Source organism: Paramicrobacterium fandaimingii, from assembly GCF_011751745.2.
GTDB lineage: Bacteria > Actinomycetota > Actinomycetes > Actinomycetales > Microbacteriaceae > Paramicrobacterium > Paramicrobacterium fandaimingii.
This window is the reverse complement of the sequence record NZ_CP061170.1, coordinates 794,182-814,492: the sequence shown is the minus strand read 5'-3', so window position 1 is coordinate 814,492 and position 20,311 is coordinate 794,182. Positions and strand designations below refer to the sequence as shown.

The 20,311-nt window shown below is 62.6% G+C and carries 15 protein-coding genes and 2 pseudogenes; 1 reads left to right on the top strand and 16 read right to left on the bottom strand.

Translation table 11 applies throughout. The features are described from left to right. Positions 1-2: 2 nt before the first annotated feature. The 8 genes and pseudogenes from rpsJ to HCR84_RS03840 form a co-directional block, all read right to left on the bottom strand. Positions 3-311 (bottom strand): 30S ribosomal protein S10, encoded by a 309-nt coding sequence (gene rpsJ / locus HCR84_RS03875; RefSeq protein ID WP_098409068.1) that lies wholly within the window; start codon positions 309-311, stop codon positions 3-5. Between the two features lie 459 nt (positions 312-770). Further along, positions 771-977 carry an antitoxin gene (locus HCR84_RS03870; RefSeq protein WP_166984477.1) on the bottom strand — a complete coding sequence of 69 codons (207 nt, stop codon included), beginning with the start codon at positions 975-977 and terminating at the stop codon, positions 771-773. Between the two features lie 136 nt (positions 978-1,113). Continuing rightward, positions 1,114-2,307 carry an elongation factor Tu gene (gene tuf, locus HCR84_RS03865; protein ID WP_166984476.1) on the bottom strand — a complete coding sequence of 398 codons (1,194 nt, stop codon included), beginning with the start codon at positions 2,305-2,307 and terminating at the stop codon, positions 1,114-1,116. A gap of 141 nt (positions 2,308-2,448) precedes the next feature. After that, positions 2,449-4,563 (bottom strand): elongation factor G, encoded by a 2,115-nt coding sequence (fusA, locus tag HCR84_RS03860; RefSeq protein WP_166984475.1) that lies wholly within the window; start codon positions 4,561-4,563, stop codon positions 2,449-2,451. Between the two features lie 84 nt (positions 4,564-4,647). Then, the gene (gene rpsG, locus HCR84_RS03855; RefSeq protein WP_166984474.1) at positions 4,648-5,118 is read right to left on the bottom strand and encodes a 30S ribosomal protein S7; all 471 of its coding nucleotides are present in this window, start codon (positions 5,116-5,118) and stop codon (positions 4,648-4,650) included. After that, complete coding sequence (rpsL, locus tag HCR84_RS03850) at positions 5,118-5,492, bottom strand: 30S ribosomal protein S12 (RefSeq protein WP_166984473.1); 375 nt, start codon at positions 5,490-5,492, stop codon at positions 5,118-5,120. Before rpsL ends, rpsG begins: the two co-directional genes overlap by 1 nt. 543 nt (positions 5,493-6,035) lie before the next feature. Next, a pseudogene (locus tag HCR84_RS03845) lies at positions 6,036-7,047 on the bottom strand (transposase family protein); the annotation flags it as partial. 172 nt (positions 7,048-7,219) lie between these two features. After that, a complete protein-coding gene (locus HCR84_RS03840) occupies positions 7,220-8,071 on the bottom strand; it encodes an AraC-like ligand-binding domain-containing protein (protein ID WP_166984472.1) in 852 nt (283 codons plus the stop codon). A 459-nt stretch (positions 8,072-8,530) separates the two neighbouring features. Between HCR84_RS03840 and HCR84_RS03835 the strand changes: the two genes are divergently transcribed. Further along, the gene (locus HCR84_RS03835; RefSeq protein ID WP_195706685.1) at positions 8,531-11,548 is read left to right on the top strand and encodes a DUF7927 domain-containing protein; all 3,018 of its coding nucleotides are present in this window, start codon (positions 8,531-8,533) and stop codon (positions 11,546-11,548) included. A 119-nt stretch (positions 11,549-11,667) separates the two neighbouring features. Here the strand turns inward: HCR84_RS03835 and HCR84_RS17600 are convergent. The 8 genes and pseudogenes from HCR84_RS17600 to HCR84_RS03795 all read right to left on the bottom strand — a co-directional run. Further along, positions 11,668-12,289 (bottom strand): annotated as a pseudogene (locus tag HCR84_RS17600) (IS1380 family transposase); the annotation flags it as partial. Positions 12,290-12,412: 123 nt separating this feature from the next. Further along, a complete protein-coding gene (locus HCR84_RS03825) occupies positions 12,413-13,801 on the bottom strand; it encodes a zinc ribbon domain-containing protein (RefSeq protein WP_195706683.1) in 1,389 nt (462 codons plus the stop codon). 82 nt (positions 13,802-13,883) lie between these two features. Next, positions 13,884-14,522 carry a spermidine/putrescine ABC transporter substrate-binding protein gene (locus HCR84_RS03820; protein WP_166984470.1) on the bottom strand — a complete coding sequence of 213 codons (639 nt, stop codon included), beginning with the start codon at positions 14,520-14,522 and terminating at the stop codon, positions 13,884-13,886. Positions 14,523-14,550: 28 nt separating this feature from the next. Then, a complete protein-coding gene (locus HCR84_RS03815) occupies positions 14,551-15,063 on the bottom strand; it encodes a DUF6121 family protein (protein WP_166984469.1) in 513 nt (170 codons plus the stop codon). Further along, positions 15,050-15,625, bottom strand: coding sequence for an FHA domain-containing protein (locus HCR84_RS03810; RefSeq protein ID WP_166984468.1), 576 nt, complete (start codon positions 15,623-15,625; stop codon positions 15,050-15,052). Before HCR84_RS03810 ends, HCR84_RS03815 begins: the two co-directional genes overlap by 14 nt. Beyond that, positions 15,615-18,056 (bottom strand): transglutaminase TgpA family protein, encoded by a 2,442-nt coding sequence (locus HCR84_RS03805; RefSeq protein WP_166984467.1) that lies wholly within the window; start codon positions 18,054-18,056, stop codon positions 15,615-15,617. The genes HCR84_RS03810 and HCR84_RS03805 overlap by 11 nt, the downstream gene beginning before the upstream one ends. Then, positions 18,053-19,339 (bottom strand): DUF58 domain-containing protein, encoded by a 1,287-nt coding sequence (locus tag HCR84_RS03800; protein WP_166984466.1) that lies wholly within the window; start codon positions 19,337-19,339, stop codon positions 18,053-18,055. The genes HCR84_RS03805 and HCR84_RS03800 overlap by 4 nt, the downstream gene beginning before the upstream one ends. Continuing rightward, positions 19,336-20,304 (bottom strand): AAA family ATPase, encoded by a 969-nt coding sequence (locus HCR84_RS03795; RefSeq protein WP_195706682.1) that lies wholly within the window; start codon positions 20,302-20,304, stop codon positions 19,336-19,338. Before HCR84_RS03795 ends, HCR84_RS03800 begins: the two co-directional genes overlap by 4 nt. Positions 20,305-20,311 lie beyond the last annotated feature (7 nt).

Below are 20,311 nucleotides of genomic sequence, written 5' to 3'. Positions count from 1 at the left end.
CCTTAGAGCTTGATCTCGATGTTGACGTCTGCCGGCAGGTCGAGACGCATAAGCGAGTCAACGGCCTTCGGAGTCGGGTCGACGATGTCGATCAACCGCTTGTGGGTACGCATCTCGAAGTGCTCGCGGCTGTCCTTGTACTTGTGGGGTGAGCGAATGACACACACCACGTTCTTCTCGGTCGGAAGCGGCACGGGGCCGACGACCTGGGCACCCGCGCGGGTGACTGTGTCGACGATCTTGCGCGCCGAGGTGTCGATGACCTCGTGGTCATACGACTTAAGTCGAATGCGGATCTTCTGTCCCGCCATCTGTGACTCACTCTCTGTCGTGCGTCTTACGATTTGCTCGCATTGGACGCTCTTTACTGTGCGCCGTCGGGAATTCCCTTCGGCGCTGGCACTGCTCTGCGTACCACTGTTCTACTGTCAAGCTTCACCACCATTCACCCGATTCGGCCCCGTTTCCGGGCACGCAAATACGCGGCGAAATTGCATCAGTGATTAAGTCGGTGTTCTGCTGCCTGCGGCCTAGACATCGTTGCGGTCTATGCACTGCCTGGCAGTGATCCGGAAGGCACGCCACACGACGCGTCCGAAATACTGAACTAGTTGAGTTTGCCAGATATCCGGGCATTGTGCAACCCGGGCGTGTCGCGATGAGGGGCCGGGGGCGCGATTCCCAGGATTGTCTCGGAAAAGCCGTGACAGACAACCGGAGGAGGGCCCGATTTCGGTCCCTCCTCCGGGTGGTGCTTCGTGCAGCGTCAGCTACTCATCGCCGATCTTCTCGTCGAGAGAATCGCGGGCGCCGTCGATCTGGTCAGCAAACCTGCCGCCCGAGAGCGAGTCCGCGGCATCCGATGCCTTGTCGAGACCCTGATCGCTGATGTTCTCGGCTTTTTCCGAGTGCATTGCGTCGTCGATCTTGTCTTTGTTCTGCTCGTACAGATCCTTGCCTTTGTCGAAGAGTCCCATGATGCCTCCTGAATAGCGACGGACTGGTTCGCCTTCCATTGTGCCCACCCTCAGCAGGAGGACAGGGGTTTTGTGACAAAGCAAACGGGGCCGGGCCCGAAGGCCCGACCCCGAAAGAGATCGATAGTCGCGAAGACTACTTGCTGATCTTGGTGACGGTGCCAGCACCAACGGTGCGTCCACCCTCACGAATTGCGAAGCCGAGGCCCTCTTCCATAGCGATCGGCTGAATCAGCTCGACCGACATGTCCGTTGTGTCGCCGGGCATGACCATCTCGGTGCCCTCGGGCAGTGAGATGACGCCGGTGACGTCAGTGGTGCGGAAGTAGAACTGCGGGCGGTAGTTCGTGTAGAACGGGTTGTGGCGTCCACCCTCGTCCTTCGAGAGGATGTAAGCGGTTCCCTCGAAGTTGGTGTGCGGCGTAACCGAACCCGGCTTCACGACGACCTGACCGCGCTCAACGTCCTCGCGCTTGGTGCCGCGGAGGAGGAGACCACAGTTCTCGCCGGCCCATGCCTCGTCGAGCTGCTTGTGGAACATCTCGATACCCGTGACCGTGGTCTTCTGCGTCGGGCGGATGCCGACGATCTCGACCTCGGAGTTGATCTTGAGAGTACCGCGCTCGGCACGGCCGGTGACGACGGTTCCACGACCGGTGATCGTGAAGACGTCCTCGATCGGCATCAGGAACGGCTTGTCCTTGTCGCGCTCGGGGTCGGGAACATTGTCATCGACGGCCTGCATGAGGTCGACAATTGCCTGCTCCCACTTCTCGTCGCCCTCAAGAGCCTTGAGAGCCGAGACCTGGATGACCGGCGCATTGTCGCCGTCGAAGCTCTGGCTCGAGAGAAGCTCGCGAACCTCAAGCTCGACGAGTTCCATGATCTCTTCGTCGTCAACCATGTCGGACTTGTTCAGAGCCACAACGAGGTAGGGAACGCCGACCTGCTTGGCGAGCAGGACGTGCTCGCGAGTCTGGGCCATCGGACCGTCAGTGGCAGCAACCACGAGGATCGCGCCGTCCATCTGAGCAGCACCGGTGATCATGTTCTTCACATAGTCAGCGTGGCCCGGGGCGTCAACGTGTGCATAGTGACGCTTCGGGGTCTCATACTCGATGTGCGAGATGTTGATCGTGATGCCGCGCTGACGCTCTTCAGGAGCCGAGTCAATGCTGGCGAAGTCCTGCTGAACGTTGACGTCAGACGGGTACTTGATTGCGAGAACGTGCGAGATCGCCGCGGTAAGAGTGGTCTTACCGTGGTCGACGTGACCGATCGTTCCGATGTTTACGTGCGGCTTGGTCCGCTCGAACTTGGCCTTAGCCACTGTGGTCCTCCTCAGGACTCTCGTGTAGATACAGCGGGCACTGGATTGCGACCGATATCTCTACGGGGATTTGTGTATTTATGTTACTAGGTGACGACCGGGCGCCGCACCGTGTACACAGCCGGCGCCCAGCGGCAAGGGTTATTCGCCCTTAGCCTTTTGGATGATCTCGTCGGCAACAGCCTTCGGGACCTCGGCGTACGTCTCGAACTGCATCGAGTACACGGCACGGCCTGAGGTCTTCGACCGCAGGTCACCGACGTATCCGAACATCTCCGAGAGGGGGACGTTGGCGCGAATCACCTTGACACCCGACGCATCCTCCATCGACTGGATCATGCCACGGCGAGAGTTGAGATCGCCGATGACATCACCCATGTACTCCTCGGGAGTACGCACCTCAACAGCCATGAGCGGCTCGAGAAGAGCCGGGCTGGCCTTGGGGAGGGCTTCTTTCATACCCATGGATCCGGCGATCTTGAACGCCATCTCCGATGAGTCGACATCGTGCGCAGCACCGTCGAGCAGCGTCGCCTTGACGCCGACCATCGGGTACCCCGCGAGAATTCCCACCTGAATCGCGTCCTGGAAGCCGGCATCGACCGAAGGGATGTACTCGCGCGGAACGCGACCACCGGTCACCTTGTTTTCGAACTCGTAGATCTTGTCGCCCTCGACCTCAAGCGGCTCGAGTGCAAACTGAATCTTCGCGAACTGGCCGGATCCACCGGTCTGCTTCTTGTGGGTGTAGTCGTGACGAGGCACCGCCTTGCGGATGGTCTCGCGGAAGGCGACCTGGGGCTTGCCCACGTTTGCCTCGACGCGGAACTCGCGCTTCATGCGGTCGACCAGAATGTCGAGGTGCAGCTCGCCCATGCCCTTGATGACCGTCTGACCGGTCTCGACGTTGAGCTCAACGCGGAACGTCGGGTCTTCTTCGGCAAGCTTCTGAATAGCCGTCGACAGCTTCTCCTGGTCGGCCTTGGTCTTCGGCTCGATGGCGACCTCGATAACTGGCTCGGGGAACGTCATCGACTCGAGGACAACCTGATCCTTCGGGTCGCAGAGCGTGTCACCCGTCGTCGTGTCCTTCAGACCGATCACCGCGTAGATGTGGCCGGCCGTCACGGAATCGACGGGGTTCTCCTTGTTGGCGTGCATCTGGAAGATCTTCCCGATGCGCTCCTTCTTCTGCTTCGTGGAGTTCGCGATCTGCGCCCCGCTGTCCAGGTGTCCTGAGTACACGCGAATGTACGTGAGGCGCCCGAAGAACGGGTGAACGGCAACCTTGAAGGCAAGAGCCGAGAAGGGCTCGGTGCTGTCGGCGTGCCGAAGAATGACCTTCTCTTCATCGCGCGGGTCGTGCGCCTCGATGGCGGGCACGTCGAGCGGCGACGGAAGAAAGTCGACGACCGCGTCGAGCATCGGCTGCACACCGCGGTTCTTGAAGGCCGAACCGCACAGCACGGGGTAGATCTCGCTGTTGACGGTGAGCTTGCGAACGGCAGCCTTGATCTCGTCGACGGTGAGCTCTTCGCCGGAGAAGTACTTCTCCATGAGGGAGTCATCTGTCTCTGCGACGGTCTCAAGCAGAAGTGTGCGGTACTCGTCGAACGTGTCCTGCATCTCGGCGGGAATGTCCTGCACCTCGAACTTGGCGCCCATTGTGACGTCACCCTTCGAGTCGCCGGGCCACACGAGTGCCCGCTTCTCGATCAGGTCGACGACTCCGACGAAGTCGCTCTCGGCGCCGATCGGAAGCTGAAGCACGAGAGGCTTCGCACCGAGGCGGCTCTTGATGGTGTCGACCGTGTAGTAGAAGTCAGCACCGAGCTTGTCCATCTTGTTGACGAAGCAGATGCGGGGAACGTCGTACTTGTCGGCCTGACGCCACACCGTCTCGGACTGCGGCTCAACGCCCTCCTTGCCGTCGAAGACGGCAACGGCACCGTCGAGCACGCGAAGCGAGCGCTCAACCTCGACCGTGAAGTCGACGTGACCGGGGGTGTCGATGATGTTGATCTGGTTGTTGTTCCAGAAACTCGTCACAGCAGCAGAGGTGATCGTGATGCCACGCTCCTGCTCCTGCTCCATCCAGTCGGTGGTCGCCCCACCATCGTGGGTCTCACCGAGCTTGTGGTTGACGCCCGTGTAGAACAGGATGCGCTCAGTGGTAGTGGTCTTACCGGCATCGATGTGGGCCATGATGCCGATGTTGCGAACCTTCTTCAGGTCAGTGAGCACGTCTTGTGCCACGGGGTTCCTCCGGAAAGTGAAAGTGAAGTGGTGTGTGGTGGCGTCCTCCACAGCACTGCTGCTGTGGAGGACGTCTCCTGCCTGCTACCAGCGGTAGTGGGCGAATGCGCGGTTGGATTCCGCCATCTTGTGAGTGTCTTCACGACGCTTCACAGCGGCACCGAGGCCGTTTGATGCGTCGAGGATCTCGTTTGTGAGGCGTTCCGTCATCGTCTTCTCGCGACGACCCTTTGCGTAGCTCACGAGCCAACGCAGTGCGAGGGTGTTGGCGCGGTGAGGCTTGACCTCGACCGGAACCTGGTACGTCGAGCCACCGACACGGCGGCTCTTCACCTCGATGGACGGACGAACGTTGTCGAGCGCCTTCTTGAGGGTGACGACAGCATCCTGGCTGTTCTTTGCAACGACTCCTTCGAGCGCGTCATAGACGATGCGCTCGGCAAGAGCCTTCTTGCCGTCAACAAGAATCTTGTTGACGAGCTGGCTGACGATCGGTGCGCCGTAGACGGGGTCAGCAATGACCGGGCGCTTGGGTGCTGGTCCCTTACGTGGCATTACTTCTTCTCCATCTTCGCGCCGTAGTGGCTGCGACCCTGCTTGCGGTTCTTCACGGCCTGGGTGTCGAGCGCACCGCGAACGATGCGGTAGCGAACACCAGGAAGGTCCTTTACACGTCCACCACGGACGAGCACCATCGAGTGCTCCTGAAGGTTGTGGCCTTCACCCGGAATGTACGCGGTGACCTCTGTGCCGTTCGAAAGCTTCACACGAGCAACCTTGCGCATCGCCGAGTTCGGCTTCTTCGGGGTTGTCGTGTAGACGCGTGTGCACACGCCTCGCTGCTGGGGGTTGGCCTTCAGGGCGGGAGCCTTGGTCTTTGACGACTTCGACTTGCGTCCCTTGCGGACCAACTGCTGAATAGTTGGCACTGCTTCTCCTCTATGTGCTGCACGGTGACAGCGAATATGTGATGGTGAGGCGCTCGATTGCTCGAGCGCCGCCACGATCCGCCCATCCGACAGAATGTGAAGGATGCATGTGGCGAATATGCCGTGGGGGCCGTTCCATGCTGAACCGACCCAGGATGTGAATGCCTCGGCGTGGCTTTACCGCGCGAAGGCACGATTCAGCGCACGCAAATGCGCACACCCATCAAATATTACCCGCACGCCGATTTCCGGTCAAATGGAAGCCGAGATGGTCAGCAGCGTCACAGAGTCGCTCTGCGCCCGCCGCGCTGCGCATGGTGAAGCAACAGCCTACCCGCACGAAAGGCCCAGTTGAGAAACCGGGCCTTTCGCGTGACACGTCTTCCCTTATCCTTGATCCACCGACGCGCTTTGGGTGAGGATTTGATTTTGACTTGAAGGGCTCGGCCGCTGTGAGGGCAGGGTGGCCCGCCAGACCTCGGTTGTCTGGTTGTTCCACTGGGCGTTCCTGATTGCGCCGTTCTCGGCTGAATGGTCAGATGGCGGCGGCGCGGCGGCGATCGCGAATAGCTTCGCCCATTCGGTTGCCCAGGGCCAGTTCTCGGGCAGGTGCAGGCGGATGCGGCGGGCGGAGTTCGCGATTCTCGCGGGGACGAGCCAGGCGGCATTCGCGGTGAACACGCCGGAGGGCAGGTGCGCCAGCGCGGAGTTGTTCAGATCGGCGTGGACTTGCTCGATCACCGCGTGCTGCCGGTGGGTCTTGTCCGCTTCGACTGTGTCCAGGGTGCTGGTGGTGAAGAACGCGTGGAACCGGTGCGTGTCGAACAGCGTCGGATGCTCGAGGTTCTTCTTGTTCAACTCCGGGATGCGCCGCACGACAAGCCGGCCGGTGACGCGTTCGCTCTTCTTCCTGGACGCGAAGGCGGTGAAGGGCACCTCGGCGACCTCGGCTTTCGAGATCCACCGTTCGGTGTCCTCGTCGTAAATGGCATCGGGGTACTTGATCGTCTCCCAGCCATCGTCCGGGATCGTGGCGATCGCGCGTTTCACGGCCGGATCCATCCGCGCTGTGATCGACACGTCGGCGCCGGTGGTGAGTGCGGCGTTCACCGCGGCGAACCCGTAGTAAGCGGAGTCCGCGCGAACCAGCACGCGCGCACCGGCCATGTCGGGGACGCGTTTCAAAGTGGCGAGTGCGTCACCGATCAGCCGGGCGGCGCCGCGTGGTGAACCGCAAGAGACCTTCCGAAGCCGTTGGCCGACCACGACCGGCGCGCTGGCCGTCGTCTTCACCGCCGCCAGGAGCGCGTTGATGCCACGCACTCCGGAATAGCCGTAACCGGATCCCTGCTTCTGATATCCATGCGACCAGCGAGGCGACCTTCAACCCAGCGTTCGCGCCCTTGTCCGACGGCACCGTCAAGAAGCGATCCACGAACTGATGCAGCCCTGCTTTAACCGCGAGACGCATGGCCGGGACCAGCCCCGCAGCCGACACGAGATTCGGGTCATCGAATGAAGCTGACACAGCCGCCGAACCATGCTTGAATTGCATCCACGAGGTGCCTCTCGGATTGGTGAAATTGGACTCTTAGACAAGCTCAATTTTCCCTGATCTGAGCGGCATTCTCCATTTAACGCGCCGGCACGAACCAGAACCCGATCGGTGGATCACGGCTAAGGCAGGAATACGGATGCTGTTTGGACGCGCACAGTCCGATCGGCCCTCACCGTTGGGCGTCGAGTCTTTCTAGCGCTGCTCGTGCATGCGTGGCCGAGGAGAACCCGGAAGCTTCGGCGTATCTCTTGAACAGTTTGCTCGTTATCAAAGTCGGCGTCTGAAGATACAGGCCGAGCTCTTGAACCCTGCGTTTCTCTATTTCTTTCCTCACTGTTGTTCCCATCAAAGCAAAGGAACGACGAAGCGTTCGCTCGGAAACGAGCATCTGTTTTGCTAAATCAGCGACTCTAAAGGAGGGGTTTTGGAACCTCTCTTCAATGATGGAAAGTGCGTGTGAAAATACTTGGTCTGTCCCGGGCGCGGAGCTGGAATGGGATCGAGTCGCATTCTCGAACAAGGCGCTGAGTAGATGTTCGCTTGCCTTCGCCGCGTGGAAGGAGCCGCCAACTTTAGTGTCAGCGGAGAGAAGCGAATTGGTCAAAGCTGCCGCTGTGCCCCAATCCCCCGAGGAGAGCGGAAGTGGCTGACCCATACGTTGTTCGACGAGCGGGTTTCGCAGCACTGTAGCGTCGAATCGCCAAATATAACGAGCCGTCGGCTGGCGCAATGAGATCCGAATCGGCGTATCGCCGTCGAGGAAGATGAACTCACTTGCGCTGACCGGGACTGGCTCTCCGCCATACTCAATCCACGCGCCGCCTTCAACAGCGAGCAGAACGAAAATACCACCGGGTTGCGCAATCGATGCGTATTCACCTTTAGGCGACCATGCTCTACCAACTTGGAAACCCAGTCTGCCGACTCCTTCGATGAGGAGCGAGCTTGTAGAGGACGTTGGAGTCCACCCAAATCGTTTGAGAGCGAGTTCGGCACTCTCCTGATTCTGATTAGCGAACACCCGTTGATTCTATGCCTCGCAGGTTCTCTCGCGACGTGACGTGAAGATTTAGCGCATTTCCGGCCATTCGGGCGTAAAACTGGCCATCGTGCAGCATCACGCTGGACTCTTTCACTTCGAGATTGGACGCTTGCTTCGGAAGAAGCTCGCGCGCGGTGCAGGACGCGTCAGATCTTGGTTCCCTTTGCAAGTCGGTTGGAACACGGTACTCAACGCGAATTGCGAGGGAACAGTGATTACCACGAGTTCTGTTGCCGCTTGGGGAGCGTTTCCGGCGCATGTTCTGCGCCGTGGGTTGAGGGGAAAGTGAACTGAAAATTGATATTAGGACGCGCTGATCGCCGGATAAGGCCGAGTAGAGCTTCACGAAGATTAGGGAACGGGCCACTTCGGCCGACGTGGTTAAGGAAAGTTGGAGCACTTGCCGCATCGGCGGCTGTTGTCGCGTCTGGCTTGACGGTGACGACGGCAACGCTGACGGCGCCCCCAGCGGCCGCCGAGCAGAACACGCCCGGCGCGCCCTTGTATAACCCGAACAACCTTTTCGCCTATGTGGGTGACGGGGAGACTCTGGACGTTACTTTCAGCAAGGCTGCGGATGCGACTAGAGGATCAGGCTCGAACTCTTTCATCGTTACAGACCCAGCTGGGACAGAGGTGTGGTCGTGTACGGTCCCGGTCAATGCGCCGGTCGGGGAGACCTGTGAAGTCCTCGACCTCGCGGGACCCGCTGGCGTGTGGACTATCGAAACCGAAATTGGTGCCGAAGATGGCAACACTTCATACGACTGGGATATCACGGTTAGCAGCGCTGCGGCTGCCGAGACAGGCCGCGTGTGGACGAACCGCTATCAGATCTTGCAAGATACGGGCGATTTCCGTGATCTCAGCTATGTTCTGGTAAATGACACCGGGTACCAGTACGACGTCAATCTGCGGGATTATCATGGCTTCGGATCGGTCATTATTGCCGACAGCCTCGGCAATGGGGATGCGGAGTGTAACCCGACGTATCAGTCCAAGAGTGGCGGGTTCACGAACTGCGGCACACCGTTCCGTATCTTCTTTGACCAGCCGGATCCCGATCTCCCGGCCTCTGCCCCTTCTGCCGCGGGAACCAGGAACGTCCTGCCCCCGCTGTTGACGGACGAGGATCTCGCCGTCACAGATTTGGCGTTCACGCCTGATTCGGTCAGCGCGGCCTCCGGCACATTCGCCTATACGCTCAATGAGCGCTTCGAGGGTGCATACGAGCTGCAGATTGATACTGATGGGAACGGCAGCTATGCCGATGCAGTAGACCGTGTGGTGACGTTGGGCGCTGACGGTGCCGAGAGCTACTCGTATACTTTCGACGGTCTCGATGGTGAGGGCACCGCCATCGAGGATTGCACGCAGATGAACGCGCGCATCTTCTTCAACAAGGTGGGCGAGGTCCACGTCACCCAAGGCGATGTCGAAGGCCGAACGAGCGGGATCGAGATCACCCGCACCAACGGCGCGGGCGCCCCCGATAGTACGATTCATTGGGATGACACCAACCTCGCAAACGACCGTGTGAACACTACCCCCGTCCTCGACGGGACTGCCGGTGTCGACAGTGCCGGTGGCGTACATGGCTGGGACTTCGCCGGTGACAGCTGGGGCAACTCGCGTGTGATCGATGACTGGGCATATAGCCCCATCGACTACGGCACGGGAGAGATCGCGATCGGCGGTCGCTGCATGGACGTCGAGAAGACCTCGGATGCTGATGAGGAAACGCGTGTGGGTGACACGGTGACGTACACGGTGTCGGCGACGAACACAGGTGACACGGAATACACCGCTGAACAGCCTGCAACTTTCACTGATGATCTTTCCGGCGTCCTTGACGACGCCACCTACAACGAGGACGCCGAGACGGACCTTCCTGGAGACATTGCTTTCGCCGATCCGAAGTTGTCGTGGACAGGTGCACTGGCCGCGGGCGAGACAGTCACGCTGACCTACACAGCGACAGTCATCGCCGGTGGCGATGGCGTTGGCCGTAACATCGCGTACGGGGCACCACCAGAGACAGAGACTCCAGTATGTGATCCGCCGAATGAGGACGGCACTGACCCGGAGACCGGTATTGCCTGTGCAGAGGATGTCTTCGAACTGCCTCGCCTGACGGTTGAGAAGGCCGCCAGCGAGACGGAACTGCCGGAAGCCGGCACTGACGTCACCTACACAGTGACTGTCACCAACGAGGGACCAGGTAACTTCACGGTCGATGCGCCCGCTGCGGTAACTGACGACCTCACCGACGTCATCGATGATGCCACGTACAACGACGATGCCATCTCGACCGTGGACGGCACGCTCACCTACGAGGAGCCGGAACTGACCTGGACGGGCGCTCTCGCCGCCGGTGAGTCGGTCACGATCGAGTACACAGCGACCTATACCGGCGACGGCGATCAGCTGCTGAACAATACAGCCTGTGTCCCCGAGGATGACGCACTTCCGGGCGCTGACCCGTGCGCAAACGTGTCCATTCCCGGTGCTGCACTGAACCAGTGGAAGAGCGTTGAAGCATCGGGCTCACCGTTGGTCGCGGGTGACACACTCACCTACACACTCCACTTCGAGAGCGCGGGAAACATCCCCGTTGTCGTTGAGGCGGTGGACAACCTGACCGACGTGCTGGACGACGCGGATGTCACGGTTGAACCGGTTTCGGAGGGCGGCGTCACAGCTGTCCGCGACGGCGAGAACATCACCATCACCGGTGAAGTCGCAGCCGGAACGACAGCAACAGTCACCTACACAGTGACGCTCCGCTCCGACAAAGAACGCGGCAACAACGTCGCAGCGAACTACCTGCTCGCGCCCGGTGAGACGCCGCCGCCCGACTGCGTGCCCACGGACGCAGAGCACCCCGACTGCACAGTGAACACGATCCCGGAGACCGTCGTATCGAAGTCGGTGAACCCGGAATCTGGTACCACAGTGGAGCCTGGTCAGGAACTGACTTACACGCTCACGTTCAAAAACATCGGTGAGGGTGCAGCAGCGATTAACTATGTCGACTACATGGAAGGCGTTCTCGACGATGCGGAACTCGTCGCCTCACCGGAGACCAGTGACGGTCTATCAGCGGCGGGTCCGGAAGATGGGGAACTAACCGTCACCGGTACTGTCGAACCGGGCCAGTCAGGAACGGTCACGTACACGGTGAGAGTGTTCGCGTACGACGATCAAGGCGACCACCAGCTCGGCAACTTCCTCACCCCTTCAGGTGAGACACCGCCGACTGAGTGCGTCGACACGAACCCGCTTTGCACGCAGAACCCCGCTGACCCGACCCCGGCCAGCGCCGAGCTTCCCTTTACAGGTGGCACGGTTTCCTGGACGGCAGTAGGCGGTGGACTGCTCGCGCTGCTTCTCGGCGGTGGGCTCCTCCTCGCAGCTCGACGCCGTCAGGCCGCGGAGATCGGCGGGAACGAATAGGGACGCCTAGCACGTAAGCAAGATCGAGGCTCCGCTCCCTCCCCTCCGGGAGCGGAGCCTCACCCCTTAATCCGGAGCTAACATCGCACGTGATGGACGCCCACTTATCCTTGATCCAGCACCTCGGCGACCTCGGCTTTCGAGATCCACCGTTCGGTGTCCTCGTCGTAAATGGCATCGGGGTACTTGATCGTCTCCCAGCCATCGTCCGGGATCGTGGCGATCGCGCGTTTCACGGCCGGATCCATCCGCGCTGTGATCGACACGTCGGCGCCGGTGGTGAGTGCGGCGTTCACCGCGGCGAACCCGTAGTAAGCGGAGTCCGCGCGAACCAGCACGCGCGCACCGGCCATGTCGGGGACGCGTTTCAAAGTGGCGAGTGCGTCACCGATCAGCCGGGCGGCGCCGCGTGGTGAACCGCAAGAGACCTTCCGAAGCCGTTGGCCGACCACGACCGGCGCGCTGGCCGTCGTCTTCACCGCCGCCAGGAGCGCGTTGATGCCACGCACTCCGGAATAGCCGTAACCGGATCCCTGCTTCTGATATCCATGCGACCAGCGAGGCGACCTTCAACCCAGCGTTCGCGCCCTTGTCCGACGGCACCGTCAAGAAGCGATCCACGAACTGATGCAGCCCTGCTTTAACCGCGAGACGCATGGCCGGGACCAGCCCCGCAGCCGACACGAGATTCGGGTCATCGAATGAAGCTGACACAGCCGCCGAACCATGCTTGAATTGCATCCACGAGGTGCCTCTCGGATTGGTGAAATTGGACTCTTAGACAAGCTCAATTTTCCCTGATCTGAGCGGCATTCTCCATTTAACGCGCCGGCACGAACCAGAACCCGATCGGTGGATCACGGCTTAGAGTCCGTCCCACTCGAAGGTTGCCTTGCCCTCCTTGCCGAAGGTGACGGTACCGTCGACGTAGATATCAACGGGCTGCTGCAGGTTGACACCCTTCTCGACGCTGTCATCGGGCCATGTGACCGTGGCGGAGATGTCTGCTTCACCTGGCGAGCCGGTGGTCACTGCCCAGCCCGAACCGTCATAGTCCCCGACGCTGAAGTCGGGCTTCGGGTCGATCGTCCACACGACGTCCTCGACCTTCTTGGTACCACGATCGCTTGCCGTGTTTGGGCAGCCATCCGGTGCCATCTCGGTCTTTGCCTCGCACTCGTCGAGGAAGGTGGTCACCGCACCTTCGGCTGCCTTGACGCCTTCGTCTGACAGCGTGACGGCCAGCTCCGGAGTCTCTTCGCTGTCGTTGCCGAAGCCGAGAATCGTCGTCGAGACGCCTTCAGCCTGGAAGACCTTCTGGTCGTCAGCCATCGCGATCTTGTACGTGCCGGGGAGGGCGCGAAGCGCGTCCCCGCCTTCGGCGACGGTCACCCCGTTCACGGCAACCTGAGCGCTCTCCGGACCGGTGAGCTCGTACGAGATCTCACCGAGGTCCGGCGGGTCGAGCTTCCAGTTGTCGAAGATCACCAAGTCCTTGCCAGCCTTGCTGAGTGAGAACGTCTGGTCGTACGTCTCACCGCCCTGAGAGACTGAGGCCGTCACTGTTGCGCTGTCGCCGCTCACCTCGGTCGACGAAATGGAGTACTTGGAGATGCGGTCGTCCGCAGCTTTGTACGCCTCGTCGGTGAGAAGCACATCGCCCTTCTCGACCTTGACGCCCGAGTCTTTGAGCGCCTGCTCGGCCTTGCCTGCCTTCAGCAGGTCGAGGTATGCCGTCACCTGGTTCTGCGGGGCATGCGCTGAATTGCCGATCGAGACGCCGACGACGCCGGCGATGATGACGAGCAGAAGCACCGAACCGCCGGCGATCCAGCCAGCTTTCGACTTCTTCTTGCGTGGCGGTTCACCACCCCCGTAACCGCCTCCCGCCGGGTAAGCTCCGGTGTTCTGCGGCGGATACACCTGAGTCTGCTGAGAGTTGTACTCCTGCTGCTGAGTGTAGGGCTGCTGCGGGCCAGTCGGCTGCTGCTCCCCCGGAGTCTGCGGGTACGGGTTCGGGGCCGCGGCAGGCTGCTGCTGCGGCTGGCCATACGGCGGCTGCTGAGGCTGCTGCTGCGGCTGGCCATAGGGCTGCTGCTGTGGTTGCTGCGGCTGCTGGTAGGGCTGGCCATTGGGAGCCTGCTCGGGCTGTTGCGGCTGCTGAGGCGGCTGGCCGTACGGCTGCTGCGGGTCATTGTTCTGCGCGTTTCCGTGCTGCCACGGCTGCTGTGGGTCGTTGGGTGGGTACGACATCTCTCCCCCTCGTGCGTTGGTGGTACTAGTTTGTCGTCAACCGCGACGGTCGTCCAGGGGTACTTCTCTCCACCGAGCCGCGTCACCAGCGGGTTGGTGGCGCATCGAGACTCTCTGAAAGCGCGTCGAGCAGAGCGTTCACCTGCGGCTCGATCATCACCGCGATCGCTTCTCGTGCACGCACTCGATGCTGCTGCAGGTGCTGGCAGATCAGCCGTCCCGCGTGATCGGCGCATTCATCTGCCAACCGAATCTCTGTGCGCAGCGCCTGCTTCTCTTCGTCGCTCAGCTCGACCGGCCGCACAGATTCTGGCACACCGCCTTCGGCAAGCTCGCCGAGCGTGAAGAGAAAAGGCTCTCCCGGCACCGGGTCGGGGTCGAGCTGCAGTCCGTCGAACTCTGGATCAAGGCCCACGTCAGGCTGGTATGTGCGTGCCTTGCGGCTCTCTGACTCACGAAGCTCCCGTGACAGAAGCGGCAGGTTCTTCTCTGTGTACTCATCGACCACGTCGTCGATCAGTGACTTCATGCGCGTGGTGAGCCCGTGCTGAACGCCGTGCGGAACATCAGAGTCAAGCCCGATCGCCTTCAGAAACGGCGAGCCGAGGCACCGCCTGCACACGCGCGTGCGCACGCGATGGGTCGCTGGCTTCCATCGAGGGAGCCAGGCGATCCACGTGTCGACGGCGCTGCCGACCTTGGCCTCGAGGGTCCGCTCCATACCTCAACCGTACTCTGCAATGGAGCGGTCAGTCTTTCTCCCACGGCCAGAGGGGCCGTTTCGGCTCGTCGCCGCCGAGCGCGATCGACACGACGAAGGCAATGTGAACAATCATGGCCAGCGCACCAAGGGCCAGACTGTACGGCCGCAACAGCTCGTGCAGCGCGAAGCCGACAAGCACCTCGGGGTCGCGAAGGCCGACGGCCTGCAGCATCCCGCCGATCACCACATAGCCGAGAAGCGCGAGAACCCCCGTGAGCAGGCCGCCGACGATCGGAACACGCAGCGCGAGATCACCGTGTTCTCGCTCGTGCACGAGTCGCACGGCGGCACCGATGATGCGCAGGGCGACGATCACGACGGACGTCCCGATCATCGCCGGTCCGAGCAGCAGGCTCGCGTCGATGTCAACGACGTCAGTGTCGGTCAGAAGACTCAGGATGCCGAAGCAGGCGATCACGAGCGCGAGATACAGCGCGACAGCGAACGCGGTCTGCGCAAGAGCGATCAGGCGAGGATCTCGTGCCTCATTCGGATCCATCGCCGCTCCTCGCCCGAAGCGAAGCGAGAGCGCGCCCGAAGAGGATCCCCCCATCGCGGGGCGCGGGGGTCGGCGCGTCGGGCACGCACACGGTTTCACGCCCCGCTGCATCAACGATGCGGGTTCCGTTTGTCGAGTGAAGATCGGTCACCCACACCGAGCCGCGTGACCACTGCACGGCAGCGTGCGTCTTCGAGACGCTGCGACTGACGTCAGAGACAGCCCGCAACTCGGCGTCGGGAAACGCGGTCTGCGCGCTCGGGTCTCGGCCGATCAGCACGATTCCGTCGATGGGAATGCGGGTGCCATCGGCAAACTCGATGTCGATGTCTGACGCATTGCCGTCTGGCGTCGACGGCGTGCCGACCGGGGCAGGCGCCACACGATCGGCGGATGCCGGAACGGTGTCGATGTCTGCCTGCATGCCGGGCGGCAGCCCGATGAAGCCGGGGCGCGTGACGGAGTCGGGGGCCCTCGGAGGATCCTCCTGCTGGTCAGGGAGCGGAGGCAACGGCGGGCGAGGCGGAAGAGGCACGCCGTTCCACGTGTCGTCAGCGCTCATCTTTCCTCCTCGACACCGTCGGCCGCTTTGGAGCTCGTCGCGCACGACTGACCCGGAATCGGCTCACCTGACGTCGCCACCAGCTTACCGCCCGTGCCGAGAGCCGAGCCTGCTCGTCTGTCTGCGTCCACAGCCGGTCGATCGTCTCGTCTGCGGCCTCTCCATCGGCGAAGACGGCGGCGTCGGCGTCGAACGCCATGCGGTCGAGCGTGGCCGTCGCCGCGGCATCCGTGCCTCTCTGCACCGAAAGCGCATCGATGACGCCCGCGCGGGTTCGAACCGGCACCTCGTACCCGAGTTCGGAATGCCTGTCGAGAAACTCATCCCAGGCGCCAGACGCTCGGGCGTGCGGCTGGCCGGCCCGGCGGCGGCGCTTGACGCGGCGGCGCTTGATCAGGGCGATGATCACAAACGGCACGAGGTACAGCAGAAGAAGGCCGCCCACCGTTGCGATGATCGCGATGGCCCAGCCGGGAAGAGCGAAGGCGTTCTCGTCTTCTTTGTCTTTCTTGTCGTCGATCTCGCTGTCGGTCAGCAGGTCGTCTGGGCGCTTCTCTGAGCGCGGTGGCTGCCGCACCTGCGGCTGAGGCTCGCTCTGCGGCTTGGGGTTCTGCTCCTGTGGAATCTCGGTCTCGTCTGGCGTGGGGAAGAACGGAATCCAGCCGACGCCCTCGAACGGCACCTCGACCCAGGCCGTCACGTCGTCGCCCGTCACCGTCGTCGGGGAGCCCTCGATGATCGTCTTCGGGGCGAAGCCCATGACGACGCGGGCGGGGTAGCCGAAGCTCCGGGCCATGAGCGCCATCGCCGATGCATACTGCTCTTCGTCGCCGATCAGCTGCGTTCGTGTGAACAGCTCTTCCATGCGGTCGGCTCCGTGACCGGCGCGCGATGACGCGGCATCCGTCTCTCGACCGTGGCTGAGGTAGCCGTTGGTCACGAGTGCCGACTCAATGGCGCGCAGCTGTTCGATGGGCGATTCGGCGGCACCCGCGTACTCTTTCGCCGTCGCGACAACGATGTCAGGGACTTTCTCGACGGGCGGCATTCCGACGGACGCCACGGGGGTGTCGATGAGCGACTCGTCGCCGGGAACCGCCTGAATGCCGCTGCGCATCGAATACTCGACGTGCGTCGTGACACCATCGATCAGCACTGCCGTGCCCGTCGCCGCGTTGAAGCGGAAGCCAGACGACCGCTCGCGGTCGAGCCCGGCGAGGTCGATGACCTCCGGAACGCCCATGGTGGGCAGCCACGGGCCCGCATAGCCCACGACGTCGACGTCGATGGTGCGCTGGTCGACGATGTCGGCGAGCGGTGCGGTCGGCAGAGTCGAGCCGCTGAGCTCGTAGAGTCCCGAGCCGTCTGTCGAGAGCTCGGGGCCGGCGACGTTCCACAGGTGCCCGTCGTAGGTGTCCATCACGGCAAGGCGAATGCGATCGCCCGGAATGAGCCCTGTCACCGACAGCAGGTCGGTCTCGTTGAGGGTCTTCGTGTAGATGCGGTAGCCCGAGAGCGGGCTGGCGAACTGCTCGGGGTCGAACGGAGGCTGCACCTCGTCGCGCACGACGAGTCGGCTTTCCGCCGGGGGAAGAAGAATGGATGCCGCGAGCCCGCCGATGATGACGGACGCGAGGGCAACAGCAGCGGTGCCGAGCACACGGGCGCGCCGCAGGCCGGCCTTCTCAGAGAGGCTGATGTTCTTTCCCTCGGGGCGACGCCAGCCCAGCCAGATGAGCGCGACCACCGCGAAGATCAGGCCGCGGACGGCGGGGAAGTACGGCTCCCGCGTGCCGAGCACGACGGGCAGAACAAAAGCGACAAGCGGCAGCAGCAGCAAGGCGGCACAGCGCCACAGCGTGCGATAGCGGGTGGGAAGCCACCGCATCAGCAGGATGCCGCTGAGCGCGCCGAGCACGCACGACAGCACGTAGGGAAGAACCACGAGGTGGGGCGGCGCGCCAACCGGAGCAGCGAGCGTCACCACGTCGGTCCAGCCGAAAACCGCCCCGACGGCGAGGTCGCGCACCGTGTCGAGGGTCGGCAGCACAAACCAGAGGGCGTCGCCCGAAAGCGCGAAGGCGCTGCCGAAGAGAAAGTAGGCGATGAACAGCATGAGCAGCGTCGTCACCGCGTTGAGACGCAGCCGATGACTGCACCACGCGACGCCGAGCCCGACGGCGAGCCCTCCGACCGTGGCGAGCAGGTGCGCGCGCCCGTCGAACACCGGCATCCAGCCGAGCGCGCCGACAAGAATCAGTCCCGCGACGACGGCGATGTCAATCCAGGTCTGCGCACTGACCGTGCCTGGCATCGACGGTGATGCGGTTCGCGTGGCGCGCGGCGTCCGCGAAAAGACGCCGCTGAGCGCCCGTCTCCACGCGGGCCCCTCCTGCCGCTTCGATTTTCGCGCCGCGCGCCGCTCGCTCACTGCGCCTTCTCCATGATGCGCGGAAGGTCGCGCAGCGTGCCGATCGTGTACACCTGCAGTCCCGCAACGTCTTGAACGCGCGGCTGCCCGCCCTCGGTGATGCGCAGGGCGATCACGTTAACCTCGCCCGAAAAGAGCCTCTGGATGCTGCGGTAGTCTGACGGCTCCATCATCGACCCCGCCACGATCACGACGACGCTCGGGTCCGGAAGCCGTTTCGTCGCTTCGCGGGCGAAGGTGCGCGCCGACTCGTCCGAATCGAACCCGTGCATGCGGCAGGTGTCGTCGAGCATCGCCTGCATCGTGTGGGTGCGCAGTCTCATCCCCTCGGTGACGACGCTGATCTCCGTACCATCCCTGATCACCTGGGTCGCGATAGACGCGGTGACAGACACAGCGGTCTCAAACTCTTCTTCACTGGCGTAATAGCGCTTGTTCGTGCTGTGCACGATGGTGAGCTGCGAGCGACGCGACTCTTCAAACTGCCGCACCATCAGCTGGCCCGTGCGAGCGGAGCTGCGCCAGTGCACATACCTCACGTCGTCGCCGCGCACGTAGTCACGCAGTGCATGAAACGCGAGGTCGTTGTTTGTGATCTTCTTGGTGATCTGGCCCTCGAGATCGCGCACGAGCCCGGCGGCGGTCGGGTGCAGTCGCACGACGCGCGGGTGAACAAAGAGCTCGATGGGGTCTGTCCAGTCGACGCTGCGGCGAAACAGCCCAAGGCGATCGCCACGCACCGAGCGGGCGGGCCCGGCGATGATCACCGCGCGATGTGCCGTCGGTACGGCAAACAGCTCTTCCGATCCGTCGTCTGGAGCGAGCCCCGGAATGTCGAAAACGGCAAGACCGTCTCCGACCGGCAACTCGAACGTTGTCGCCAGTGAGTTGCGTTGCGCCGTATTTGTGACGATCATCTCGCCGACCGCGCGCTCCCCGACCGTGACGCGACGCGGGTTCAGCCGCACAGAGACGGCGAACCGCGAACGGCCAATGGTGAACAGCGCTGCGATGACGAACGCGGCGACGAGCGTCGCCCCGACAAACACCACCTCGGCCCATCCGAGCACAAGGCCGACGGCAAGCAGCACGATCCCCACAATGGCAACGAGCCATCCCGTCGAACTGACGGTGGCGAAGAACGGGTGCACGGCCTCTGTCACCGGCACGACGAGTGTCGCGAGCCCCTGCCTGACTCTCTGAGTCGTCGTCGCAGCACGGTTCCGCAGCGGCGACATCCTGGTCGTCGACTGCGGGCTTTCGTGCTCGACGGTCGTTGTCATGCTGCGCGGTACGCCGGCGGAGTGACTGAGAGAAGGATGCGGTCGATGACCTGCTCTGCGGTGGTGCCGGCAAACTCCGACTCCGGGTCCATCAGCAGTCGGTGCGCGAGCACGGGAACGGCGAGAGTATTCACATCGTCCGGCGTGGCATAGGTGCGGCCCTGGCTGAGCGCCCACACCTTGACGATGCGCGCAAGTGACAGCGCACCGCGCATGCTCACCCCGAGCGCGGCATCCTTGTCTGCGCGCGTCGCCTGAATGATGTCGGTGATGTACTCCATGATCGAGCGCTCCACGTGCACCTGCCCGGCGAGGTCGATCATGGCGTTCACCGACTCGGCGTTGATGATCGCCTCAACGCTCGACGCCCGCGACCGGTTTGCCGCGTCCATGAGCAGGTTGACGCTCGTGTCGCGGTCGGGGTAGCCCAACGAGGTCTTCACGAGAAAGCGGTCGAGCTGAGCCTCAGGGAGCTTGTACGTTCCCGACTGCTCAACCGGGTTCTGCGTCGCGATCACCATGAATGGGCTTCCGACAGGATGCGTCTCGCCGTCGACGGTGACGAGACCTTCCTCCATCACCTCGAGCAGGGCGCTCTGCGTTTTGGGCGATGCGCGGTTGATTTCGTCGGCCAGCACGATCTGCGCGAAGATCGGCCCCTTGTGAAACTCGAAGACGTGCGTCTGCTGGTTGTAGATGGTGACGCCGGTGACGTCGCTCGGCAGCAGGTCGGGAGTGAACTGGATGCGGGAGCTTGCGCCCTCGAGCGTGTTCGCAAGGGATTTCGCCAGCACGGTCTTACCCGTTCCGGGGTAGTCCTCGAGCAGCACGTGGCCGCCGGTCAGCAACGACGCAATGACGAGCCTGATGACCTCCTGCTTGCCGACGATCGCCTTATCGACGTTGTCGACGAGGCTCGTGAAGGCGCCCTTGAACCAGTCCGCCTGCTCCTGTGTAATCTCCACCTGTCTC